A 24812-nucleotide genomic window follows, 5' to 3' on the forward strand; every position below is an offset into this window, starting at 1 on the left:
TGTAGGTGGGCCAGTTGGTGATTTTGAACTTTTGCTTTGCCACGGAACGGTCTGCGTTGTCGGGAAGATGCGTGATCTGATCCTTCAACTCAGCAAAAGTTCGATTTATTCAACAAAGCTCATTGGCGAACAAAGTATTTTGGAGTAATCATAAATCACTGCTTTTTAAAACTCTTGATGGAGATATCATATCTTTATTATCAGATTGGGGAGAGATGCTATTCCTTCTTATACTGTATTGTCTCGGCAGTATGATAATTGTCTTAATTTTTGATTTTATCGCTGAATATTTTTTATTTATGAAAGATATGAAAATGGATAAACAAGAAGTTAAAAGAGAATACAAGGAGCAAGAAGGAAATCCAGAAATTAAGTCTAAACGCAGAGAGCGCATCAGGAAATTCTTTCTGAGCAATTGAAGTCTGATGTCAGTAATAGTCGTTTGATGATTGCCAACCCTACTCACATTGCAATAGGGATATACTTTAAGCCACATCTTTCACCTATTCCATTGATTTCTGTAAGAGAAACTAATGAGGTAGCCTTAGCCGTAAGGAAATATGCAAAGGAAATCGGAATACCAATTATCACAGATAAAAAATTAGCACGAAAAATTTATGCTACCCATCGTCGCTACGATTATGTTAGCTTCGAAAATATAGATGAAATATTACGTCTTCTGCTGTGGCTTGAAGATGTGGAGAATGCTGGACAACCTGTTCCAGATGAACAGCTCTCTTCAGAAGATAAATTCATTGAAGGTGAAGAGAAAGAAATCGAGAATAAAGACGATAATTTAAAAAATTAAACGTCTGTCGTAGTCAGAAATTTATAAGAATCTACACGCAAAAACCGTGTAGATTCATTATTTAATGAGTTAAACGATCTTATGAAATGACAAGCAATTGATACATACTCATCTCTTTATAAGCTGGAACTGTAGTAACCTGTGCAAATTCGCGATATAGCTTTTGCTCCAGTTCTGCTGAAGATATATATTCCGGGTGTTCGCTAAAGAACTGTCTTGCATCTACTATCGCTTGGGATTCGCCACTTCTTTTATTTTGATTCTCCTTTAATGAATTTTCTCTGGTGCATGCAGAGAGCAACGATATCAGCGCGATGGTTATTATGATTTTACTATTATATCCTACTAATGACATATCAACTTTCTCTTACGCAAGATTGGAGTTTAAAATAATGTTTATCCCATTCACAGAGTGCTATAAACAACTCAACAGTACCTTTTATGTTAAGTTTATTTAGGGCTCTTATTTTGTGATATGATACTGTTTTATAATCAATTCCTTTAATAATGGCTATTTGTTTTAACGAGTAAGAAACACATAACCGCAGGATATCTATATCATCATGGGTAAGTGGTTCTTGTGTGGGATACACATTTTGTGTATGAAGATTCGAAATCAGGAAATGCGTTAAATCAGATAATCTAATATTCTTATTGATCCTGATGAAATTGTTGCTTAAAAGGATGTTTACAGGTTCTGTATTTGGTTTGAGATTTCGATGTTGATACTCATCAATAACAACGAACGAATGCCCAAGATCAACCAACGCAACTAAATTGCTGTAATATTCTTTTTGGGATGCTAATAATGCATTAGTGCCTACAGTGAAGTAGACATCACTGGAAAAGACTTGCATATGCCAACCTGTACTCTAAAATCATTTAGGGTAAATATTACGTGTAAAAGTTAAAATAAGAGTAATTGTTATATTTGCTTAACATTGAGGGAATAGGGTTTATACCTTAAATTGTAAATAAAGTTATGCATAGAGGCATTTAAAATAGTCCTCGAAATTATAATTTTTTATTCTGTATCATCATATTTTGGTCATGAAATTTCCGTCTTGTTACACTACTCTAAACTAGAGCTTATGGAATTAGCGGGGGGTATTCATGGAAAATAATGATAAATTCTTATCACAAGACTTATTGGAATCTTATGCCATTCGTTTGTTGAGCGGACCATTGAATGGATGCGAGTATGAAATACTTAATGGGCGTCTACTTGTTATCATTGGTAATGATGTTTCGTTAGGAAGAAGTGATGCTTTTTCTGAGTTACCAGAAAACACAATAGTCGTTCCTTATGGCGAGCTTACAGGTAGTTTTGAGATAATAATTACTACCGACCCTGATATAGTAGTAACAATCAGAGAATTAACAGCACAAGAACCTGAAGATAGAACGTTAACATTCAATCAGCAAGTAGAAGTTTTAGGTCTCAAATTTGCTGTAAAAGAAAAAAATGAAGTTTGGCAGTATTCATTGCCAGGCATTATTGAAAATAACATTATTTCTACAAAACAACATTTCTTTAGCAGTAAGCTGTTTAAGTATGTAATGCTTTTTTTTCTTTTTGCTATCATTTTCTTTGCTTTTTATATTGTTAATGCCAGTAATGATCCGCAGCTGAGACATATCGATAAAATTCTTGTAAACAAAAACAGGAATTATGAAATTTTATATGGTAGAGATCATGTTATCTATATCAATACCAATAGTTTGGATGAAGCAGTCTGGGTCAAACAAGCACTGGAAAAAAATCAACCTGGAAAGCCAGTACGGGTGATAAATCCTGATGATGAATCGATACGAATTTTTTCATGGCTTGCTGATAATTTCCCTGATTTACAATATTTTAAACTTCAGCTATTAGATGCCAGTAATCCCAGACTGACCGTGAGTAAGCAACGGAATGCTATCACACAGCAACTAATCGACAATCTTATTAAAGGGTTACTACAAACTATGCCATATGCCAGCAATATAAGTATTGCGGTATTAGATGATAATGTATTGGAAAGTCAGGCTATTGAAACATTGTCAGCGATAGGTCTTTCTTATGAAAAATATAAAACAGCTAACAATGTGTATTTCAATATCATTGGTACGTTAAGTGACAGTGAATTAAATAAAATTAATAACTATGTTGACGAATATTATAAACAATGGGGTAAACAATATGTAAGATTTAATGTGAATTTGAAAAATCAGGACACAAATAATAGTTCATTTAGCTACGGAGATAACCGATTCGAGAAGTCTCAAGGTAGCAACTGGACGTTTCAGGAATAATTGAGGAGGACTTATAGCAGATTGGAATGGTTATATTATGGATATCAGCAAACAATTTGATCAGGGCGTTGATGATCTGAACCAGCAAGTTGAAAAAGCGTTGGAGGTTTTAGCAACCAATCCCTCCGACCCGAAATTTCTTGCCGAATATCAAAGTGCATTAGCTGAGTATACATTATATCGAAATGCGCAATCTAACGTTGTAAAAGCGTATAAAGATCTTGATTCAGCAATCATACAAAACTTCCGCTAAACTGGATAAGGATTTTATTATGTCAGTAAGCAATATGCCACCTATTGATAGAGCTGAGCAATCAACTGCTCATGAAATACAGCAAGCGAAAGTGATTGATTTAAATGACCGGGTTCTCAATCTTGACAACCCGGGTGATAAAATGATCTCCGCTTTTGCCAACTATGCTGTACAAACTGAAAATTGGCAGCAAAATGCGTTACAAGCATTAAGGTCTGATAAAAAGGGGTTAACTCCTGAAAAATTATTAGTCTTGCAGGATCATGTGCTTAATTATAATGTCGAGGTTTCATTGGTGGGAACATTAGCAAGAAAGATTGTCGCTGCAGTTGAGACGTTGACCCGCTCATGAAATATATATCATTATTATTGTTTATCCTGCTGTTGTGCGGCTGCAAGCAGCAGGAATTATTGAACCATCTTGATCAACAGCAAACTAATGATGTCCTTGCTGTTTTACAAAGACATAATATTAATGCTGAAAAGAAGGATCAAGGCAAAACTGGATTCTCAATCTATGTTGAACCAACGGATTTTGCTTCTGCGGTGGATTGGCTAAAAATCTACAATCTCCCGGGTAAGCCTGATATTCAAATATCGCAGATGTTCCCTGCAGATGCACTCGTTTCATCTCCACGAGCGGAAAAAGCAAGGCTATATTCTGCTATTGAGCAGTGGTTAGAGCAATCTCTCAAAATTATGGATGGCATTATTTCTTCGAGAGTACATGTTAGTTACGATGTTGATAATGGCGATAGTGGTAAAACTGCTTTACCAATTCATATTTCTGTACTTGCAGTATATGAAAAAGATATCAACCCAGAAATAAAAATAAATGACATCAAGAGATTTATTGTTAATAGTTTTGCAAGCGTACAATATGAAAATATTTCTGTTGTATTGTCAAAACGAAGAGACATTATTGAGCAAGCACCAACATATGAAATTAGCGAACTTGTTTTTGCTTATGATAAGGCTATGCCGGTTTCTATCTTACTTGCATTAATATCCGTAGCGACTTGCTGGCTGTTATGGAAGTATAGGGCCATTCTAACTAATTTAGTCAGGTTGAAAATTAAGTAGACATATGAGAGCGTTATGAATCTTGCCCTAAGAAAGATTATATATGATCCAATTAGTTGTATTCATCCTCAACGAGTAAGCTTGAATAATACACCTATTAACAATCCGGTGCTTAGATCTATTACCAATGAAATGATTGTTCTGCAGTACAATCTTTCAGTTGAACATTTTAATCTGAATAGTTCACTTATTTAATACATAAACAATTGGAATTTATTTCCATTGATCTGTTTATTCAGTGGTTATCACTTTTATCGAGAAAGGTTTGCAGAACGCGGATTTTTTTATAAGGTTCCTGCTGTGCTAAGGGATTATTTATCAGCTATACCGGTGGAAATAAATGAAAAGGCACGATACAAACCCGGCATCGCTAACTATCACAATATCATCACATGTGGTTTTTCAACGTTGTTACCCTATATAAGGCAACAACCATTGGCAATGCAGCAATGATTTAATTTATTATTTCCTGATTTTGTTGATCACATACAATTGCCGTTACCACTTGCATCAACTCTTTTAGAGAGAAATACATTTTATGCGAAAAAAAATAGAGATGAGCTTGATAAAATCTCCTGCAAATGGTGTTGTGATTAAAAAAAATTTCTGATGGATTGAAAGAAATAGTTTCTCTTAAAGAAAATATCCTTATTGAAACCAACGCAAAAATTCAGAGCATTGAGGTAAAGAGAGAAGAAAAATTTATTCAAGGTTATTATGATGGCTATACAAAAGGCATTATTGATGTGATGGATAATTTTATACCCTTGATAAGCTTGTTGAGCTCAGAACTAGAAAAAAAAGAATAAACATGATAAACGATCTGAAGAGTATATTGTTAAAATCCTCAGAGGAAGTTGATGTTTTTATCAAAATTTTTGAAAGTTGGAGAAAAAAATTACCGGCAATATCAGGTCCTGTAAATCTCTATATACCTACCAGTTTCAAAGATAAGTATCTTGAAGTAGAGTCATATTTTGTCGACAAATCAATATGGAATGTCCATATTACATTTCATGATGATAAGCGTTTTGTGTTTTTTACCGATCAATTTATTGCTGAATTTAGTCCGCAGGAATTTGTGGATAATTGTGAGCAATATTTAATTAATAATCATTGTTTCTCCCCTGACAAGGTTAACGAAATCTGCGAACAAGCCAGACATTATTTAGTTGAAAAAATGTTTGAAACACATTCTTTGGATATGAATAATTCTGTTTTGGCAAGCCCTGAGGACTTATAGCTCACTGGCTCAGGTTTAATGATTTGAATATAATCTAATTGTAATATTTTAATCATCTCATTATTTTTTAATGCCTGTGGTATTTTTTTACGCAAAAATTTTATTTTTAATAATATTTCATTATTATTTCATCAATGTATTCTTTGGATTTTGCTTATAATAATGGAAGGGATGATTATAAATGAATACGTTAAAGCATTTACACTCAGGATGAATATATGGGAAAAATTAAAATTGTAGTTTCAGATCAGCAGCCGTTTATGATTGATGGGATAATTGGATTTCTCGGACATTATCCTGATTTATATGAGGTTGTTGGGGGCTATAAAGATCTGAAGAAAGCTATAGCGGAGTGTAACAAATCTACAGCCCAAATATTTATTTTAGGAGAATTTGCAGGTGGAATGATGGGGTCCGAACTCGTAAAATGGGTTAAATCGCATAAGATAGATGCTCATATTATTACATTTGTAGCAAAGATGCCGTATATTGATTCAATAAAATTGCTTGAAGCAGGTGCGAAAGGATGCGTATGGAAAACCAGTCACCCGGCGAAACTAAATCGTGCTATTGATTCGATTAGTAATGGTTACACTTATTTTGATAGTGTACATATGGATTGTGAAAAAATATCTTCCAGGTATTCCTCTGATAATCAACTTACAAATCGTGAGTCAGAAATATTACAACTCATAGCTGATGGTAAAACAAACAAAGAAATCGCTAATTTCTTGCAGTTAAGCAGGAAAACAGTCGAAACTCATAGACTCAATATCATGAAGAAATTAGATGTTCACAGTGGTATCGAGTTGATCAAAACAGCTTTACGTATGGGTGTTTGCACTATATAAAAAAAAGAGGCTTTAGGCTCATTTTGCTGAAGCCTTACGATTGTCTAGTTCATTAAGCCTGGTATATACAATATATATTTTGGGGCATATTGCTGTCTCTTTTTTTGGTTATCCATTGCAAAACCCGCATTATAAGTCCCCAGGCATTGCCACGTTACTCCACAACGTGAAAAATGGTTATATAAAATCTCGGTTCCTATTTTAATGTTCAGACAAGGGTTATCTAACAAATCTCGTTCATCTTTTATTATTCCACGTTTTTTTAACAGGGGAATATGCATCTGGTTTATCTGCATTAACCCATAATCTAAACTCTTTATATTGTTATTCTTATCTCTGTTCTTGCCTATGCTATCCTTTTTTAGATTGCTTTCAACAAGAGCGATAGCTTTAATTAAATTTGGTTCGATTCTGAACATTGTTCCTGCTTCATTAGAGCAAGAGTTGCTGGCGAAAGACTGTTTGTAATAAATATACAAAACGTGAAGATGGTTAAGAATTTAACTTTTGGTGAGTGCATATTTTTTCATGTGTGAGGATTGAATGAAAGGAACGAGATACTATTATAAAAGTATCTCGTTATGATTTATTTGGTCAATCGTCTACCATTCAATTTTATAGTAAGGTGAGATAGGATTATCTTCTGAATACATATCATTTTGAAAAGACGCCATCCATGTTGAAACTATAAATGCTTGTATTTGATCTGTATCAGTAGCACTGGTGTTGATGTGTTTATCTAATGATACGACTTCATCACCCGTTGCATTCGCTATATTTGAACTTTGAGATAAATTATTGATACCGATTGGATTAGTCATAAAGCTCCCTTTTTTAATTGTCCAGGCCAATGGTCTTTACATCATACTTTTAACTCTAGAGCATTTTAAATACCTTGCAATAAGGTGAATATCTTAGATATTTTTATCTCTGTTGTTTAAATAACAAGTTGCATACATCTAAATAATAAAATTGCGTCAATAAAAATTTATCGCATACAAATTCTCGTCAGCTGCTTTAATTTCAAAATGTTGTCAATTATAACTCGATGGCTTTCACTCTCAGTTTCTTTATAGTAGAGTTTAATGTTGTTTTTGAGCGGGTTAGGCACATACATATCTACACATTCTTTTATCACAACTGCTTTTCGTCTTCTGGGTTCGAGTTGTAGTGATTTGTCTATACAAATCCTTGCCTCTTCAATTTTTTCATTATGAAAGTGGACTAGTGCCCTATAGTAGTAGAGAGAGGCTATATCAGTTGAGTGTATCTTAGCCTGTTCAAATAAGATATGAGATACTTTTGCTTGTCCAGACAGACCAGTTATCAGTCCCATAATAGCTAAAATTTTTCCATCGACAGTGGTTATGTCTGATACATAATCTAAAAGCTCTAATGCTTTTTGAGCAGCAAGTTCAAGTTCACTTTTTCCATGAAGTGCCAAAGACATATGGCATTCCGCTAGAAGGCAATAACATTCTGTTTTTAGCGTCTGTATATCACTTTTATTTTGTAATCTATCAAATATAGTCATGGCCCTGTAAATGCTTTCAGGGGTGAAGTCGTAAAGTTCTTTCTTTCCGGCTAACATTTCATCTGATAAATAATGATTCTTATATCCTTGGTCCTGCTTAGCTAATCTTACAGATCGTTCTGGTTTATGTACCGTTTGAAGGATATTATCTATAATAAATTGTGATGTATTATGTAGTTCATCAACAGGGAGATGATTACTGGCGATGAGGAAAAGGTTTTTAGCGTCGATCAACTCAATGTATAAAGTGTTCACTGCATTATTCTGGTTTATTCTTCCTGTAACGAAATAATCTGGCTTGAATCTGCTCAAGAATGAATTTTGAGATATGTGATCATTACAAAAATTTGTCGCAGCCATCGGATAGGTATAGAGACCATCGATTTTTTTATTTGAAATGATTTGCACTAATTCCTGATTAAGTATTAATGGATCCAGTGTATTCAATGAAGTAGTGAAAGGGAATATAGCTATGGAATAGTCTGAAGTATTATCTTCATTAATTTTAGTTTTGAAAACCTGCCCGCTGAAACGATAACCTTTCCGGTAGATTGTTTCTATGCAACGATCATAGCCAATTTTTTCAAAAATGCAGCGCAAAGAATAGATACGTCTTGTCAGGGACTCGTCACTAACAATAATATTTTTCCATACTGATTCGATGATCATATCTTTCAGTACAACATGACCAGCGGATTCAAGTAATACTATTAATACACCTAACTCTTTCTGTGGAATATAAACTTGCTCATTTCCTTGAGTAAGAATTCCATCTTCCGTGAGCGTTAATCCCTCAAGAAAATGATATGAGAATTTATTTTCTAAGTCCATTAGTTAACCTCTATGAAAAAATTGGTTTCTTGCATCCTGCTTAAGCAATAGAAATTATGGCTATTCATATTTATGTGTCATTAACGCTACAGGAAATTACATTCGACATATCTATGGTTGTGTTCACTAATTTATCTTAGGGATTCAGTGATGTAATCTGAAATAGCCTTATTCAATTTTGATAAAGTAGATTGTTCTCTAGCGCATTGAAAAATAATGATTTATAGTATGCTCTTAACTGTTTTAAGATGCTGATTTAAGAAAACATAAGAGGTGCTGGTTATAGTGGTTAACTGCACTATAACCAGCAAATTTAACCAAATGATTGTAATGCTTAGCCATTATCTTCTGAATTATCGTTTAAGAGTTCAATATATGCCTGCGCTTTACTCTTAACACTATCATCCTCACAATTGTTAATAATGTGATAGAAACATTGCATTGCGTTATCGATATTTTTAGCCCCAATCTGACATTGACCCATACGATAAATAACTGAATAGTCATCATACGGGAAGTAATTGTAACTTAGTTTGTAAAGGTCATATGCTTGTTGATATTTCTTTTTGGGCTGACATACTGATGCAAAATCTTTTAGATACTCATGATTTTCGAACGCATAAATGCACAAGAATTTATAATAAATTTCTGCGTCCGTTATATTACCCTTTTCATGGTAGTCGAATGCATATGCATATATTCTATCAAGGATATCAGGAGTTAAACCATGTAGTAATGCCAGATTTTCTCCTTTCGATAATGCGTGTTTTAGTTGATTTGCCCATTCATCACTATTATTGAATATTTCAATTGTTTCTGTGCTCATAATATTCCTCTGTGATGTGTCTCGTGATGCCAAATTATTATTGATTGACTCATTGATATTTTTATATTTATCTTTTTTAAATTATGAGTTTTAAGCTTGCATTGCTTATGGTATATTTTTTATTATTGGTAAAAGTACTGTTCACTACAAACTAATAACATCATTAGTTGTTTTACTAATATTCACCTTATTAGTTATCTTAATTACGACATTACATAAATGCCTTAATGTGTATGACCTGGATTCATAGTATCAATTGCCATTTTTTCAATGAAAATTAAAAAGGGGATTTTTGAGAAGGGTAGAATGTCGTTTGTTTTTTTCTTTATTATGTCTGGTGACGCGGGGGGATAGAACGTCTGTGCATATAGTAGTGAATTTATTCAGGTCTACATTATTCTCTATTTTGGTCAGTTTTATGAGTTCATTTACAGCCATACTCATTAAATCATCTGTTATCGAAAATTTATATATGCTCATAGCAGATAATATTGCTTGCTGAATTATCTCTTCAGAAATATCCGCTATCTTTATTGACAAATCATGTGTTAGATATTTTCCTCCAAGAGATTCTTGTTCAATATAATTTAAACCAGACCCCATTGTGATTTTAACTGGATTAACGGATTTCTCTTCATTTTTCTTATTTTTGTTCTCCTGATCAGGAACTAATGGTTGCAGTGGTAGGCTATTATTAATATTTCGTGGCTTCATTTTACATTTCTCTCATTTGATTAGAGCAAAATCCGAATTCGCAGCTTCTGATAATGTCAAATATCACCTTTTCTCATGCTTTATTCTATCAAAAATCGCTCATTTTTACTTTTTTTACCATAATGTTACTAAGTAGCATCGGCAATTTACATAACTTACACGTTGTTTTTTATATCTCGAAAAAACAGATAGATAGTGTGCGCACTCGAAATGATATTGGTAACATAAATAGCTTTATTCGTGATAAACATCTCAAAAGATTTCCTTTATTATATTCGAAATTCATTTGATCAAGGTTATCACCTTATGGAGACGTTACGTAGAATGACTATATTTGTTATCGGCACATTAGGGGTATTAATTTTAGTATTGATGGAAGGTGATTATTGAACAGTAACATCGAGTCACGGTAAAAATGTGAGGTATACAATGGACATTGAATTTTCGCAGATTCATGAAATGGTCTATATGCATGATATTGTAAATTCGGACTCGAAAAAGAAACCAAGGATTCCGTTAAAAAAATTCCTTAATGCTGAGAATGTTCTCACGCAAACAACATCATGGACATTAAAATCAAGATATGTGAATGTTAATTCTGTCAATAAAGTCAACGTAAAGAGTAAAGTTAAAAACAGTTATATCTCACGATCTGTCAATGATGAGTTTAGTTTAACAGATGATGAAATCAATTCTTTTAAAGAAACGTTAGTCCTTTCCTCTATTGATTCACTGAGTAAACTGGTTCTTAATAATCCTCTTTCTGTATTGTTTACATCGACTGTACGAAGGAATAATAATCGAGCTAAGATGAATGTCGAGTTTGACTCATGGATTTGCACCAGATGTTGTTGATACATGATATTTTACATTGCAAGGAGATGTCTAAAATGAAAGATGTTGATCAAATCTTTGATGCTTTAGACTGCCATATACTGCGAGAATATTTAATTTTATTGTTTTATGATTAACGAGGTTCCATCTTTTTGTTATCTATTTTAGTTTACCTTGCACAATGCATTATTGCTCTGTTACCAATGCTCAAAATAAAAGCATGCTTACCTTGCTTTAGTATATTATAGCTTACACTTTTTTCTGGAAAGACATAAAAATCAGGAATAAGTTGTGCAAGTCTATCATCATCAACTTGATCCATAATCTCAAACTTATTAACTTTCTTTGATGTTAAATGGGCTGTGTCATAGTTTTCAATCCATGTGTATTCAATATTTCGCCGTATTGATTTACTTTCTCTGTTACCTTGTTGCCAGGTTCCACTCAACGCAACAGTTCCTGTTTTATTTTTTTTGTTATACATAAAGTCGATGGTAAGATTTGCTCGTCCCTGGTCATTAAAAATTACCCAATTTGCAGTGCATGTTTCGTTATATATCATTTTTTCTGCAGTGTAAGAATAGACAGTGAAGAGAATAAACCCACTGATAAAAACTAAAATAAATAATAAGTTTTTTTTATAATCAATCACGATTAACCTCACGGTAAGACAGGGTTAAACAGTTTGCCACTTCATGTTGGTTATAGTTTTTATTGCATGCCATAACAATCATCCCCGGTGAGGATTTTGCAAGAGGGAAGTATAACCACGGATGTTTTTTACAGTTAATCCCCGAATCCAGTATCCGTGTTTTATATTTATCGAACTCTTTCAACCCATCAATTGTATCTTCTGTTACATTAAAATGGCAGCCATTAATTTCCGCAACAGTCTTGTAATCCTTGAAAAATGGCTTCGGTTGATTATTATTCCATAGCCAATATGCAGAATATGCGCCTATGACAAATGCGCTCAACATAATTAGATGACTTTTTATATGTTTGAGGATTTTGTTATTGAAATTCTTTGCGCCACCAATGCTCTCTTTGTATCCCGCATTAACTTTTATGGCAGGTGGGGCATTGTGTGTATGTGCGTCTGTTGACGAGTTTATTACATGATTTTGTATGTTAATGTCATTATGGATCTTGAATCCTCTTCTCGGCACGGTTGCAATTAGCGAGTGGGTAGTATCACCAACAGCGCGAAATCCGCGTCTGATAATGGATATGTTCTGATATAACGTGTTAGTAGGCACACGCATACCTTCTTCTTCCCAGACTCTGGTGAAAAAATCTTGTTGTGCAACCACATCAGGAAAAGCTTCAAGTAGAAGTGATAAACATCGACTGGCTGGCGTTGTCAGAACGACGTTAAGATCGGCGTTATGTACCGATATTAATTTTCGGTGCTCAGGCCAGAACTCGATATTATCGTTAATAATCCAGTACATACGTCAATAAACACTAAATCAATCGAAATGGAGATCACATAGTTTGCTAAGTATATTGGTATTTACGGCATAAATATATATTAATTTTATATTTATCATGATGATTGAAATGAGGCTTTAATGTTGCAACGTAAAACTTTACGTAAATTAACATGGTTAACATTTATGCCACTATTGTTTGTAAATTCATATTTCGTAATGCTTCTGAATTTTTCGTGTGATGGTTTTAAATACTATGGTGTTTACTCTTGAGGGGACGGCCTATTTATAAAATACGGACATTTCAATAAATGCCCGTATAAACAGAGTATGATTCTGGCTGGTCGTTGAGTATCAATGTTGGACCGAATGTGAACGAATAAATAATTCGTTTATTTTACCACCCATTCTCTTTTCGATTCGTTGCTTGTACGCGTAGATGCTACGGATATCCATATCCAGAACTTCAGCAATCTGATATGGATTATAACCAGAAACCATATACCCCATTATGGTGAATTCCATCTGAGTTAATGTGTTACCTCTGGTAAATGATAAATAACGACCAATAAATAGTTGTCTGATCTTTTCATTGGCAACATCAAGACCATCATCATTATATATGACAGCAGATATTGCTGAGTTGTGTTTTCGCCAGTAATTAGCTAACGATTGCATATTGCGGTCGCTGACTAAAACAATCCCCATGTCAGTACTTGCAAGATAGTCAATCCAGTCTTTTTCAAGGAATAGACGTAAAAAACTTACTGAAAAATCGACAAAAATATATCCGCTTAATCTCGCATTGTGGTTTTTTGTTAAGATACCTTCTACCACACCACGATTAAAATATGAACTTTCTTCGGGCCACATACAAAAACACGAGTTTGCGCAATACTGCAAACGCGGTGACTCTTCTGGCATTATTTGGCAATGCATTGAGCAACTATTGCATGTAAGACTTTTATAACGACTACAAAGCCCCATGTTAAGAACCTCCCTATCCGCATATAATTGCATAATTTCATTGGTTATTGATGATGTCAATACACCATGATTTTGTAATTTTGCCGGGAAAAATTGCGATTAATCTGTATTTGCTATAATTCTGAGTAAGGCATTTAAAAATGCATTTCTCGTTATCAAATATGATTATGTTTCACTGATTTAATCTTGCATGGTTGAGAGCGGTCCAGATAACTATCTCATGGTATGAGAATATCTATATCGCAAATTGTTTTTGAATGACCAGAAGATATCTTGCGAATCTAAGTTATGCATCTTAAATAGTCTTATTTAAGATGTTCAGATCTCTTTGTGTGTTTAACTAACTGATAATACTAGGATATGACGAGAGAAGTGATAGGGTGGAATAATAACAAATGAATATTATGAAAAATGGAATGGTTCAAAATTGTAGCAATTTTGAACCATCCACAACTGATATTAGCTAAAGAACATTACCGATACGCACAGGATACCCACGATCAGCGTAATCAGATTTCCGATGGAACGCCAGGGTTTAAGCGCCGGGATGAGATACGTTGACAGCGTAGGCATGATGAAAAGTATCATGGCAATGAGCGGGCCGCTGATCGCGTAAATCATCGAAATCGCGTTCGGGTTAATGCAACAAACAATGAAGGTAATCAGCGATACCAACATAATTGATAGTGCGCGGTTAAATGCACGACTTTTCTTTACACCAACCTGCTGTAGTGTTGTTTTGACGACCTCTGTGGCACCTTCAATAACGCCAAAGTACGTACCCAGGAATGATTTCGACATCGCAACTACTGCGACAATAATCCCGGAAATTGACAACCATGCTGGGGCGTTCGGCAGCATAGAAAGCGTCGATAAAATGGTGACCCCTTCTTCTTTAGCAGCTTCAATATACGAAGGTGGAATAGAAAGCAGGCAGCTAAAGACAAAGAACAGTACACTTATGCAGATGATGAGATAAGCGACTTTCATAATTTTTTTGCATTTATCCATAGCGTGTTCGCCATATTTTTCACGTCTGTCTATGGCAAACGTAGAAATAATGGGCGTATGGCTAAAGGCGAAAACCATCACGGGAATCGATATCCATATCTGGTGAAGGGTATTCTGATTGAACTCTACCTGGGTTGTTAATAGATCAGGTTGCCAACTACCGACAAGGTAAATGGAAAGAAATAAGAAATAGGCAATCAATGGGAATACCAAAAATCCCATTACCCGAATAGTGGCATGACGTCCCATCAGAAAAATGAGATTCAGAATTAATACAACACCCAGACTCACCAACATACGGATGCGAAGATCAATAACCATATGCTTTGCCAGCTGTTCCGTAAGTGAGTTGGTAATTGCCACTGCATATATCAACACGACGACAAAAAAGGCGATGAAGTACAGCGTGGTAATCAGATTACCAATCTTCTTGCCATAGTAGTGTGTTACCGCGCCCGTTATCCCTTCACCTGCTGATGTTTTTGATGAGAGGATGAACTGGCACAAGGCTTTATGTGGCCAATATGTTAAAGGCCAGGCGACCAGAGCAGTAATAAACAGGACCACAGCCCCTGCCGAACCTAACTGAATAGGAAGGAAGAGCGTGCCTGCACCAACGGCTGTGCCGTAGAGCGCGAAACTCCACAGAGTTTCTTCTTTAGACCAAATATTAGACATTATCTGAACGTATCATCTACAAATTAAACAAAATGGAGGGCAATTTACCATAAACCAGGTTAAGTATGGGAGATTAACGCCCTATCTACCCCTCTATTGGTGGGTTAGTGGTTGCAAACCTTACGTGCCAGTTATGTCTCTGACTGCTGCTCAGGCATATTTCCTTTGTGATAAAAATCACTTTTTTTAAACAATTAAGATAACTGTAATTAACAATCATTTACTATTGCACTGTTAATTGGTGCGAGGTTGTGATGAAAGACGTTGTGATTGTCGGGGCGTTACGGACACCTATCGGCTGCTTTCGTGGTGCGTTAGCGGGTCATTCCGCCGTGGAACTTGGTAGTCTGGTCGTGAAAGCGTTAATAGAACGTACCGGCGTTCCTGCATATGCGGTGGATGAAGTAATTCTTGGTCAGGTGTTGACTGCAGGGGCAGGGCAGAATCCGGCAAGGCAATCGGCTATTAAAGGTGGTCTGCCTAATAGCGTTTCTGCAATCACTATTAATGACGTTTGCGGTTCCGGGCTTAAAGCACTGCATCTGGCTACTCAGGCGATACAGTGTGGCGAGGCTGATATTGTCATCGCCGGTGGCCAGGAAAACATGAGCCGCGCACCACATGTTCTGACTGATAGCCGCACCGGTGCACAGCTTGGCAATAGCCAGTTGGTTGACAGTCTTGTGCATGATGGGTTGTGGGATGCCTTCAATGATTATCATATTGGTGTCACCGCCGAAAATCTGGCTCGCGAATATGGCATCAGCCGTCAGTTGCAGGATGCTTACGCACTTAGCTCGCAACAAAAAGCGCGAGCGGCGATTGACGCCGGACGATTTAAAGATGAGATCGTCCCGGTAATGACCCAAAGTAACGGGCAGACGTTGGTTGTTGATACCGATGAACAGCCACGCACTGACGCCAGCGCAGAAGGCTTAGCCCGTTTAAATCCTTCATTTGATAGTCTCGGTTCTGTGACAGCGGGTAATGCATCATCCATAAACGATGGCGCAGCTGCGGTAATGATGATGAGCGAAGCCAAAGCACGAGCGTTGAATTTACCCGTGCTGGCCCGCATTCGCGCATTTGCCAGCGTTGGTGTAGATCCGGCATTGATGGGAATTGCGCCGGTGTATGCGACCCGCCGTTGCCTGGAGCGTGTAGGCTGGCAGTTGGCTGAAGTCGATCTTATCGAGGCTAATGAAGCGTTTGCTGCACAGGCGCTTTCGGTTGGCAAGATGCTTGAGTGGGATGAGCGTCGGGTCAATGTCAATGGTGGCGCGATCGCACTCGGTCACCCGATAGGCGCTTCCGGTTGCCGAATCCTGGTTTCTCTGGTTCATGAAATGGTGAAACGTAATGCCCGCAAAGGACTGGCAACGCTTTGTATCGGCGGGGGCCAGGGTGTGGCATTGACCATTGAACGTGACGAATAGCTCTGCATTTCCTCCTTACCGATAAATATCTGCCGTCATTAATCTGTTGAATAATGATGGCTGGCAAGTCGACATACATTTTCTGGGCTCCCTCATTTTTCCATTCTCATGACATATTCGTGATCGACACTGCACTTTTTTTAATCCTTAACTTAAAAATGAAACATTGTTTTATTTTTAATTGAAAACCCTAGCCCATGGGCATATCATCCCTTTATAGAGAAAACGAAACAGTGTTTCACTATCGTTTTCTATTTTCACGCTTCACTGATTATCGGAGGTTGATGTGGACGTAAGACAGAGCATCCACAGTGCGCACGCAAAAACGCTGGATACCCAAGGGCTGCGCAATGAATTTTTGGTTGAAAAGGTATTTGTCGCCGATGAGTACACCATGGTTTACAGCCACATTGACCGAATTATTGTTGGCGGCATTATGCCGATAACTAAAACGGTTTCCGTTGGCGGGGAAGTTGGTAAACAACTCGGCGTAAGCTATTTCCTTGAACGTCGCGAGTTAGGTGTTATCAATATTGGCGGTGCCGGTACGATTACTGTCGATGGCCAATGCTATGAAATCGGTCACCGCGACGCCCTGTATGTTGGTAAAGGTGCAAAAGAAGTTGTCTTTGCCAGTATTGATACCGGCACTCCGGCGAAGTTTTATTACAATTGCGCACCCGCGCATACGACGTATCCCACCAAAAAAGTCACACCGGACGAAGTATCTCCAGTCACGTTAGGCGATAACCTCACCAGTAACCGTCGCACGATTAACAAATATTTTGTCCCGGATGTACTGGAAACCTGCCAATTGAGTATGGGGCTGACGGAGCTGGCTCCGGGTAACTTGTGGAACACCATGCCGTGTCACACCCACGAGCGCCGGATGGAAGTTTATTTCTATTTCAATATGGATGATGACGCCTGCGTTTTCCACATGATGGGGCAGCCGCAAGAAACGCGTCATATTGTGATGCATAACGAGCAGGCGGTGATCTCCCCGAGCTGGTCGATCCATTCCGGTGTCGGAACCAAAGCTTATACCTTTATCTGGGGCATGGTCGGTGAAAACCAGGTCTTTGATGATATGGACCATGTGGCCGTTAAAGATTTGCGCTAGTTGTGGGCATAAACGAATAAGGTATTGTTATGATTTTAAGTGCATTTTCTCTCGAAGGTAAAGTTGCGGTCGTCACTGGTTGTGATACTGGACTGGGTCAGGGGATGGCGTTGGGGCTGGCGCAAGCGGGCTGTGACATTGTTGGCATTAACATCGTTGAACCGACTGAAACCATCGAGCAGGTCACAGCGCTGGGGCGTCGTTTTTTAAGCCTGACCGCCGATCTGCGAAAGATTGATGGTATTCCAGCACTGCTGGATCGCGCGGTAGCGGAGTTTGGTCATATTGATATCCTGGTGAATAACGCCGGATTGATTCGCCGCGAAGATGCTCTCGAGTTCAGCGAAAAGGACTGGGACGATGTCATGAACCTGAATATCAAGAGCGTATTCTTCATGTCTCAGGCAGCGGCGAAACACTTTATCGCGCAAGGCAATGGCGGCAAGATTATCAATATCGCGTCAATGCTCTCCTTCCAGGGCGGGATCCGTGTGCCTTCTTATACCGCATCAAAAAGCGGCGTGATGGGTGTGACGCGATTGATGGCGAACGAATGGGCTAAACACAACATTAATGTTAATGCGATAGCCCCGGGTTACATGGCGACCAACAATACTCAACAACTACGGGCAGATGAACAACGTAGCGCGGAAATTCTCGACCGCATTCCAGCTGGTCGTTGGGGACTGCCGAGTGACCTGATGGGGCCGATAGTGTTCCTTGCCTCCAGCGCTTCAGATTATGTGAATGGTTATACCATTGCCGTGGATGGCGGTTGGCTGGCGCGTTAATTCATTCTTCTTACTTTTATGACCCTGCCGCATGGCAGGGTTTTTTATACCTGTAGATCATCATAATCCATATCATGGTTATGAAATAATCCATATTAATTATCAATTAATGAACTTTATGAATTTTATCTGCTGTAAAATTAGGTGGTTAATAATAATCTCAATAATTCAACTTAATTTGAAAATTGGAATATCCATCACATAACGACATGTCGCAGCAATTTAATCCATATTTATGCTGTTTCCGACCTGACACCTGCGTGAGTTGTTCACGTATTTTTTCACTATGTCTTACTCTCTGCTGGCAGGAAAAAATGGTTACTATCAATACGGAATCTGCTTTAACGCCACGTTCTTTGCGGGATACGCGGCGTATGAATATGTTTGTTTCGGTAGCTGCTGCGGTCGCAGGATTGTTATTTGGTCTTGATATCGGCGTAATCGCCGGAGCGTTGCCGTTCATTACCGATCACTTTGTGCTGACCAGTCGTTTGCAGGAATGGGTGGTTAGTAGCATGATGCTCGGTGCAGCAATTGGTGCGCTGTTTAATGGTTGGCTGTCGTTCCGCCTGGGGCGTAAATACAGCCTGATGGCGGGGGCCATCCTGTTTGTACTCGGTTCTATAGGGTCCGCTTTTGCGACCAGCGTAGAGATGTTAATCGCCGCTCGTGTGGTGCTGGGCATTGCTGTCGGGATCGCGTCTTACACCGCTCCTCTGTATCTTTCTGAAATGGCAAGTGAAAACGTTCGCGGTAAGATGATCAGTATGTACCAGTTGATGGTCACACTCGGCATCGTGCTGGCGTTTTTATCCGATACAGCGTTCAGTTATAGCGGTAACTGGCGCGCAATGTTGGGGGTTCTTGCTTTACCAGCAGTTCTGCTGATTATTCTGGTAGTCTTCCTGCCAAATAGCCCGCGCTGGCTGGCGGAAAAGGGGCGTCATATTGAGGCGGAAGAAGTATTGCGTATGCTGCGCGATACGTCGGAAAAAGCGCGAGAAGAACTCAACGAAATTCGTGAAAGCCTGAAGTTAAAACAGGGCGGTTGGGCACTGTTTAAGATCAACCGTAACGTCCGTCGTGCTGTGTTTCTCGGTATGTTGTTGCAGGCGATGCAGCAGTTTACCGGTATGAACATCATCATGTACTACGCGCCGCGTATCTTCAAAATGGCGGGCTTTACGACCACAGAACAACAGATGATTGCGACTCTGGTCGTAGGGCTGACCTTTATGTTCGCCACCTTTATTGCGGTGTTTACGGTAGATAAAGCAGGGCGTAAACCGGCTCTGAAAATTGGTTTCAGCGTGATGGCGTTAGGCACTCTGGTGCTGGGCTATTGCCTGATGCAGTTTGATAACGGTACGGCTTCCAGTGGCTTGTCCTGGCTCTCTGTTGGCATGACGATGATGTGTATTGCCGGTTATGCGATGAGCGCCGCGCCAGTGGTGTGGATCCTGTGCTCTGAAATTCAGCCGCTGAAATGCCGCGATTTCGGTATTACCTGTTCGACCACCACGAACTGGGTGTCGAATATGATTATCGGCGCGACCTTCCTGACACTGCTTGATAGCATTGGCGCTGCCGGTACGTTCTGGCTCTACACTGCGCTGAACATTGCGTTTGTGGGCATTACTTTCTGGCTCATTCCGGAAACCAAAAATGTCACGCTGGAACATATCGAACGCAAACTGATGGCAGGCGAGAAGTTGAGAAATATCGGCGTCTGATTTCACGGGCCGGATGTGCTGTACATCCGGCCCTTTTTTCGTTAATAGAGATTGGGCACTTGGCCGTTGAGGCGTTTGTCTCGTTCCTTATTCAGCCTTGTTGCGGTAACACACATCAGGAGAGAGGAATGAAAACAATTGGTTTGCTGGGAGGAATGAGCTGGGAATCCACCATTCCTTACTATCGTTTGATAAATGAAGGCATTAAACAGCGGCTTGGTGGGCTTCACTCTGCGCAAGTGCTGCTACATAGCGTCGATTTTCATGAAATAGAAGAGTGCCAGCGTCGCGGGGAATGGGATAAAACCGGGGACATTCTGGCTGAGGCGGCGCTTGGCTTACAGCGGGCGGGCGCAGAAGGTATTGTGTTATGTACCAATACGATGCATAAAGTGGCGGATGCCATTGAGTCACGTTGCACTCTGCCTTTCTTACACATTGCGGATGCCACCGGACGTGCAATTACCGGGGCCGGAATGACTCGTGTGGCGCTGCTGGGTACGCGTTACACCATGGAACAGGATTTTTATCGCGGGCGGCTGACGGAACAATTTTCCATCAATTGTCTTATTCCTGAAGCGGATGAACGGGCGAAAATTAATCAGATTATTTTTGAAGAACTGTGTCTGGGGCAATTTACCGAAGCGTCACGCGCTTATTATGCGCAAGTGATTGCTCGCCTTGCAGAACAGGGCGCACAGGGCGTCATTTTTGGCTGCACAGAAATTGGTTTACTGGTGCCAGAAGAGCGCAGTGTTTTGCCTGTGTTTGATACCGCGGCGATCCATGCCGAGGATGCTGTCGCTTTTATGCTGTCGTAGCTGACGACAAAATAGCGTCAAGAGAAGTGACCAGTTTCGGTAACCCCGCTTGTAAATGCCCACTAAACGCCTGAACCAGCGCTGATGACGGGCGGTGCAGGGGGCGGATCAGGCTGACGGTGAACGGAACCGCAATACTGAACCGCCGCACCACTAAACCGCTTGCCGCATAATCTAGTGCGGTGAGCGGGTTAACCACCGAAACACCTACCCCCGCCCGTACCATTGCGCAGACTGACGCGGCGCTGTGGGTTTCTACGATCATGCGTCGTTTAACCTGATGTTCAGTAAATAGCTGATCCAGCAACTGGCGATAGCTGTCAGTACGGGAAAGGCTGATGTAGTTCTCACCCTGAAAATCATCCGGCGTTAATACCTTTTTTACCGCCAGCGGATGACCCGGAGGTAACACACACACTTCATCTAAAGAGAGTAATTCGGTACGTTCTGTTCCCGCAGGCGTATGGAGCGTTTCAGTGAGTCCTAAATCATGACGCTGGGCCGAGAGCCACTCTTCAAGTAGCGGTGATTCCTGGGGCACGATATTTAAGCTGACATCGGGATAACGTGCCAGAAAGGGTTGCAGGAGCTGCGGTAAAAAAGATTGCGAAAAGACCGGCAGGCAGGCAATAGACAGTTCTCCCTGGCGAAACTCGCGCAGACTTTCTGCGGCGCTGACAATGCGATCCAGTCCGTACCAGGATCGTTGCACTTCTTCAAACAGACGCAGTCCTTGCACGGTAGGATGTAATCGCCCACGTACGCGCTCAAACAATTTCAGCCCGATCACCTTCTCAAAGCGCGCAAGTTCGCGGCTGACGGTTGGCTGTGAGGTGTGTAGCAGGTGTGCCGCCTCAGTCAGGCTTCCGGCGGTCATTACCGCATGAAAAATTTCAATATGACGTAAGTTAACGGCGGCCATTAGCGCTCTCTCGCAATCCGGTAATCCATATCATTTTTGCATAGACTCGACATAAATCGATATTTTTTATTCTTTTTATGATGTGGCGTAATCATAAAAAAGCACTTATCTGGAGTTTGTTATGCCACATTCACTGTTCAGCACCGATACCGATCTCACCGCCGAAAATCTGCTGCGTTTGCCCGCTGAATTTGGCTGCCCGGTGTGGGTCTACGATGCGCAAATTATTCGTCGGCAGATTGCAGCGCTGAAACAGTTTGATGTGGTGCGCTTTGCACAGAAAGCCTGTTCCAATATTCATATTTTGCGCTTAATGCGTGAGCAGGGCGTGAAAGTGGATTCCGTCTCGTTAGGCGAAATAGAGCGTGCGTTGGCGGCGGGTTACAATCCGCAAACGCACCCCGATGATATTGTTTTTACGGCAGATGTTATCGATCAGGCGACGCTTGAACGCGTCAGTGAATTGCAAATTCCGGTGAATGCGGGTTCTGTTGATATGCTCGACCAACTGGGCCAGGTTTCGCCAGGGCATCGGGTATGGCTGCGCGTTAATCCGGGGTTTGGTCACGGACATAGCCAAAAAACCAATACCGGTGGCGAAAACAGCAAGCACGGTATCTGGTACACCGATCTGCCCGCCGCACTGGACGTGATACAACGTCATCATCTGCAGCTGGTCGGCATTCACATGCACATTGGTTCTGGCGTTGATTATGCCCATCTGGAACAGGTGTGTGGTGCTATGGTGCGTCAGGTCATCGAATTCGGTCAGGATTTACAGGCTATTTCTGCGGGCGGTGGGCTTTCTGTTCCTTATCAACAGGGTGAAGAGGCGGTTGATACCGAACATTATTATGGTCTGTGGAATGCCGCGCGTGAGCAAATCGCCCGCCATTTGGGCCACCCTGTGAAACTGGAAATTGAACCGGGTCGCTTCCTGGTAGCGCAGTCTGGCGTATTAATTACTCAGGTGCGGAGCGTCAAACAAATGGGGAGCCGCCACTTTGTGCTGGTTGATGCCGGGTTCAACGATCTGATGCGCCCGGCAATGTACGGTAGTTACCACCATATCAGTGCCCTGGCAGCTGATGGTCGTTCTCTGGAACACGCGCCAACGGTGGAAACCGTCGTCGCCGGACCGTTATGTGAATCGGGCGATGTCTTTACCCAGCAGGAAGGGGGAAATGTTGAAACCCGCGCCTTGCCGGAAGTGAAGGCAGGTGATTATCTGGTACTGCATGATACAGGGGCATATGGCGCATCAATGTCATCCAACTACAATAGCCGTCCGCTGTTACCAGAAGTTCTGTTTGATAATGGTCAGGCGCGGTTGATTCGCCGTCGCCAGACCATCGAAGAATTACTGGCGCTGGAATTGCTTTAACTGCGGTTAGTCGCTGGTTGCATGATGACTTGCCTCCAGCGACGGAGTTGACACTGAATGACGACGTACCAGCGTCGGACTAAAGACATTAGTGATTTCCGGGAGAGGGCGATTATCCGCCAGCGCCAAAGCCAGTTCGGCAGCCTGGGTCGCCATCGTCACGATTGGGTAACGCACGGTGGTCAGGCGCGGACGCACATAGCGTGACACCAGCACATCATCAAAGCCAATTAACGAAATCTCACCCGGTACATCAATACCATTATCATTGAGAACGCCCATCGCACCCGCCGCCATTGAATCGTTATAACAGGCTACCGCAGTGAAATTTCTTCCTCGTCCCAAAAGCTCGGTCATTGCCTGTTCGCCGCCGCTTTCGTCTGGTTCGCCAAATGTCACCAGCCGGTCATTGGCCGCAATACCACTTTCAGCAAGGGCATCGTAATACCCTTGCAGACGATCTTCGGCGTCAGAAATAGAGTGGTTAGAGCACAGATAACCAATGCGGGTATGACCTTGCTGAATTAAATGACGCGTTGCCAGCCAGGCACCGTAACGATCGTCCAGAGCAATACAACGGTTTTCAAAGCCAGGCAGGATACGGTTGATCAGCACCATACCGGGCATTTGTTTCATTAATGAGGCTAAATCAGCATCCGGGATCATTTTGGCATGGACGACCAACGCAGCACAGCGATGGCGGATCAGTTGCTCAATGGCCTGACGCTCTTTTTGTTCGTTGTGGTAACCGTTGCCAATCAATAAAAAATTACCGGTGTGATAAGCCACCTGTTCGACCGCTTTCACCATTGCACCGAAAAACGGATCGGAAACATCACCAACGACCAGACCGACCGTTTCAGTGGTCTGCTGCGCCAGCGCACGGGCGTTGGCGTTCGGGTGATAGCTAAGAGACTCCATTGCACTATGCACAGCCAGCCGGGAAGCTTCGCTGGCTTTGGGTGAATTATTAATGACGCGGGAAACGGTGGCGACTGAAACGCCTGCCAGTCGGGCTACATCCTTTATGGTCGCCATGAAAATACCTTAGTGGGTAAACGCTTACATTCTTTCAGTGTTACGGAAAACGCCCGTTGGTTCAAGGGGTGGCGTGTTTTCATCGTGGGAATGTGAGCCAAACGCAAATAAGTAAGACAAAAAAAGAGATTGCAAACCTTTGGTTACACTTTGCGAAACGCTGTTGCGATTGACCGCTGGTGG

Annotated in this window: 27 protein-coding genes and 4 pseudogenes; 17 read left to right on the top strand and 14 right to left on the bottom strand. The window is 40.5% G+C overall.

Features of this window, described 5'->3' with window-relative positions:
* The coding region (locus K0778_RS27680) for a hypothetical protein (protein WP_225526352.1) at nt 1-88 on the bottom strand (88 nt) is incomplete at its 3' end.
* A gap of 31 nt (nt 89-119) precedes the next feature.
* On the opposite strand from K0778_RS27680, the pseudogene K0778_RS27685 reads away from it, so the two are divergent.
* Nucleotides 120-808, top strand: a pseudogene (locus K0778_RS27685) (EscU/YscU/HrcU family type III secretion system export apparatus switch protein); the annotation flags it as partial.
* A 79-nt stretch (nt 809-887) separates the two neighbouring features.
* Here the strand turns inward: K0778_RS27685 and K0778_RS11480 are convergent.
* Entirely contained in the window at nt 888-1163 is a 276-nt protein-coding gene (locus K0778_RS11480; protein WP_000060551.1) for a hypothetical protein, read from the bottom strand.
* A 1-nt stretch (nt 1164) separates the two neighbouring features.
* Entirely contained in the window at nt 1165-1665 is a 501-nt protein-coding gene (locus K0778_RS11485) for a LuxR C-terminal-related transcriptional regulator (protein ID WP_063084682.1), read from the bottom strand.
* Nucleotides 1666-1921: 256 nt separating this feature from the next.
* Between K0778_RS11485 and K0778_RS11490 the strand changes: the two genes are divergently transcribed.
* The 8 genes and pseudogenes from K0778_RS11490 (at nt 1922) to K0778_RS11525 (ending at nt 6533) form a co-directional block, all read left to right on the top strand.
* Nucleotides 1922-3103 carry a PrgH/EprH family type III secretion apparatus protein gene (locus tag K0778_RS11490; protein WP_000429638.1) on the top strand — a complete coding sequence of 394 codons (1182 nt, stop codon included), beginning with the start codon at nt 1922-1924 and terminating at the stop codon, nt 3101-3103.
* A gap of 13 nt (nt 3104-3116) precedes the next feature.
* Nucleotides 3117-3356, top strand: coding sequence for a type III secretion system needle complex protein (locus K0778_RS11495; RefSeq protein WP_000796273.1), 240 nt, complete (start codon nt 3117-3119; stop codon nt 3354-3356).
* A 19-nt stretch (nt 3357-3375) separates the two neighbouring features.
* Complete coding sequence (sctI, locus tag K0778_RS11500) at nt 3376-3708, top strand: type III secretion system inner rod subunit SctI (RefSeq protein ID WP_153449079.1); 333 nt, start codon at nt 3376-3378, stop codon at nt 3706-3708.
* Nucleotides 3705-4439 carry an EscJ/YscJ/HrcJ family type III secretion inner membrane ring protein gene (locus K0778_RS11505; RefSeq protein ID WP_063084680.1) on the top strand — a complete coding sequence of 245 codons (735 nt, stop codon included), beginning with the start codon at nt 3705-3707 and terminating at the stop codon, nt 4437-4439. Before sctI ends, K0778_RS11505 begins: the two co-directional genes overlap by 4 nt.
* Before the next feature lie 15 nt (nt 4440-4454).
* A pseudogene (locus tag K0778_RS11510) lies at nt 4455-5036 on the top strand (type III secretion apparatus protein OrgA/MxiK).
* Nucleotides 5037-5053: 17 nt separating this feature from the next.
* On the top strand, nt 5054-5248 hold the full coding sequence (locus K0778_RS11515) for a hypothetical protein (RefSeq protein WP_001352163.1): 195 nt from the start codon (nt 5054-5056) through the stop codon (nt 5246-5248).
* Nucleotides 5249-5250: 2 nt separating this feature from the next.
* On the top strand, nt 5251-5682 hold the full coding sequence (locus K0778_RS11520) for a hypothetical protein (protein WP_000606432.1): 432 nt from the start codon (nt 5251-5253) through the stop codon (nt 5680-5682).
* Between the two features lie 218 nt (nt 5683-5900).
* Nucleotides 5901-6533, top strand: a complete 633-nt coding sequence (locus K0778_RS11525) for a response regulator transcription factor (protein ID WP_000516289.1) — start codon at nt 5901-5903, stop codon at nt 6531-6533.
* Nucleotides 6534-6551: 18 nt separating this feature from the next.
* Here K0778_RS11525 and K0778_RS11530 read toward each other — a convergent pair.
* From K0778_RS11530 to K0778_RS11550, 5 genes and pseudogenes are all read right to left on the bottom strand, one after another.
* A pseudogene (locus tag K0778_RS11530) lies at nt 6552-7053 on the bottom strand (lytic transglycosylase domain-containing protein).
* Nucleotides 7054-7135: 82 nt separating this feature from the next.
* Nucleotides 7136-7354 carry a protein YgeI gene (gene ygeI / locus K0778_RS11535; protein ID WP_000184092.1) on the bottom strand — a complete coding sequence of 73 codons (219 nt, stop codon included), beginning with the start codon at nt 7352-7354 and terminating at the stop codon, nt 7136-7138.
* 167 nt (nt 7355-7521) lie between these two features.
* Complete coding sequence (gene ygeH / locus K0778_RS11540) at nt 7522-8898, bottom strand: HilA family transcriptional regulator YgeH (RefSeq protein WP_001618817.1); 1377 nt, start codon at nt 8896-8898, stop codon at nt 7522-7524.
* Nucleotides 8899-9232: 334 nt separating this feature from the next.
* Nucleotides 9233-9724 (bottom strand): tetratricopeptide repeat protein, encoded by a 492-nt coding sequence (locus K0778_RS11545; RefSeq protein ID WP_000102780.1) that lies wholly within the window; start codon nt 9722-9724, stop codon nt 9233-9235.
* A gap of 224 nt (nt 9725-9948) precedes the next feature.
* Nucleotides 9949-10438 (bottom strand): annotated as a pseudogene (locus tag K0778_RS11550) (hypothetical protein).
* Nucleotides 10439-10867: 429 nt separating this feature from the next.
* Between K0778_RS11550 and yqeK the strand changes: the two are divergent.
* Nucleotides 10868-11293 (top strand): protein YqeK, encoded by a 426-nt coding sequence (yqeK, locus tag K0778_RS11555; protein ID WP_001356275.1) that lies wholly within the window; start codon nt 10868-10870, stop codon nt 11291-11293.
* Between the two features lie 35 nt (nt 11294-11328).
* On the top strand, nt 11329-11409 hold the full coding sequence (locus K0778_RS11560) for a hypothetical protein (protein WP_000655820.1): 81 nt from the start codon (nt 11329-11331) through the stop codon (nt 11407-11409).
* Between the two features lie 32 nt (nt 11410-11441).
* Here K0778_RS11560 and yqeJ read toward each other — a convergent pair whose 3' ends face one another.
* From yqeJ to K0778_RS11580, 4 genes are all read right to left on the bottom strand, one after another.
* Nucleotides 11442-11924, bottom strand: coding sequence for a protein YqeJ (gene yqeJ, locus K0778_RS11565; protein ID WP_000568339.1), 483 nt, complete (start codon nt 11922-11924; stop codon nt 11442-11444).
* Nucleotides 11917-12726 (bottom strand): transcriptional regulator, encoded by an 810-nt coding sequence (locus K0778_RS11570; RefSeq protein WP_001300710.1) that lies wholly within the window; start codon nt 12724-12726, stop codon nt 11917-11919. The genes yqeJ and K0778_RS11570 overlap by 8 nt, the downstream gene beginning before the upstream one ends.
* A 333-nt stretch (nt 12727-13059) precedes the next feature.
* A complete protein-coding gene (locus K0778_RS11575; RefSeq protein WP_001305805.1) occupies nt 13060-13692 on the bottom strand; it encodes a helix-turn-helix transcriptional regulator in 633 nt (210 codons plus the stop codon).
* 459 nt (nt 13693-14151) lie between these two features.
* Nucleotides 14152-15381, bottom strand: a complete 1230-nt coding sequence (locus tag K0778_RS11580) for an amino acid permease (protein WP_063084679.1) — start codon at nt 15379-15381, stop codon at nt 14152-14154.
* Between the two features lie 254 nt (nt 15382-15635).
* On the opposite strand from K0778_RS11580, the gene K0778_RS11585 reads away from it, so the two are divergent.
* The 5 genes from K0778_RS11585 (at nt 15636) to ygeA (ending at nt 21285) form a co-directional block, all read left to right on the top strand.
* Nucleotides 15636-16817 carry an acetyl-CoA C-acetyltransferase gene (locus tag K0778_RS11585; protein ID WP_000656030.1) on the top strand — a complete coding sequence of 394 codons (1182 nt, stop codon included), beginning with the start codon at nt 15636-15638 and terminating at the stop codon, nt 16815-16817.
* A gap of 286 nt (nt 16818-17103) precedes the next feature.
* Nucleotides 17104-17940, top strand: coding sequence for a 5-dehydro-4-deoxy-D-glucuronate isomerase (kduI, locus tag K0778_RS11590; RefSeq protein WP_000383237.1), 837 nt, complete (start codon nt 17104-17106; stop codon nt 17938-17940).
* 29 nt (nt 17941-17969) lie between these two features.
* Nucleotides 17970-18731 carry a 2-dehydro-3-deoxy-D-gluconate 5-dehydrogenase KduD gene (kduD, locus tag K0778_RS11595; protein WP_000603502.1) on the top strand — a complete coding sequence of 254 codons (762 nt, stop codon included), beginning with the start codon at nt 17970-17972 and terminating at the stop codon, nt 18729-18731.
* A 314-nt stretch (nt 18732-19045) separates the two neighbouring features.
* On the top strand, nt 19046-20464 hold the full coding sequence (araE, locus tag K0778_RS11600) for an arabinose-proton symporter AraE (RefSeq protein WP_000256438.1): 1419 nt from the start codon (nt 19046-19048) through the stop codon (nt 20462-20464).
* A gap of 128 nt (nt 20465-20592) precedes the next feature.
* On the top strand, nt 20593-21285 hold the full coding sequence (gene ygeA, locus K0778_RS11605; RefSeq protein ID WP_000848664.1) for an amino acid racemase: 693 nt from the start codon (nt 20593-20595) through the stop codon (nt 21283-21285).
* Here ygeA and lysR read toward each other — a convergent pair.
* The gene (gene lysR / locus K0778_RS11610) at nt 21272-22207 is read right to left on the bottom strand and encodes a DNA-binding transcriptional regulator LysR (RefSeq protein ID WP_000741828.1); all 936 of its coding nucleotides are present in this window, start codon (nt 22205-22207) and stop codon (nt 21272-21274) included. The two genes, ygeA and lysR, sit on opposite strands and share 14 nt — an antisense overlap.
* A 121-nt stretch (nt 22208-22328) precedes the next feature.
* On the opposite strand from lysR, the gene lysA reads away from it, so the two are divergent.
* On the top strand, nt 22329-23591 hold the full coding sequence (gene lysA, locus K0778_RS11615) for a diaminopimelate decarboxylase (RefSeq protein WP_001120711.1): 1263 nt from the start codon (nt 22329-22331) through the stop codon (nt 23589-23591).
* Between the two features lie 6 nt (nt 23592-23597).
* Here the strand turns inward: lysA and galR are convergent, their stop codons facing one another.
* Nucleotides 23598-24629, bottom strand: a complete 1032-nt coding sequence (gene galR / locus K0778_RS11620) for an HTH-type transcriptional regulator GalR (RefSeq protein WP_000201063.1) — start codon at nt 24627-24629, stop codon at nt 23598-23600.
* Nucleotides 24630-24812 lie beyond the last annotated feature (183 nt).

The organism is Escherichia sp. XD33 (assembly GCF_019375075.1).
Taxonomy (GTDB): Bacteria; Pseudomonadota; Gammaproteobacteria; order Enterobacterales; family Enterobacteriaceae; genus Enterobacter; species Enterobacter flexneri_A.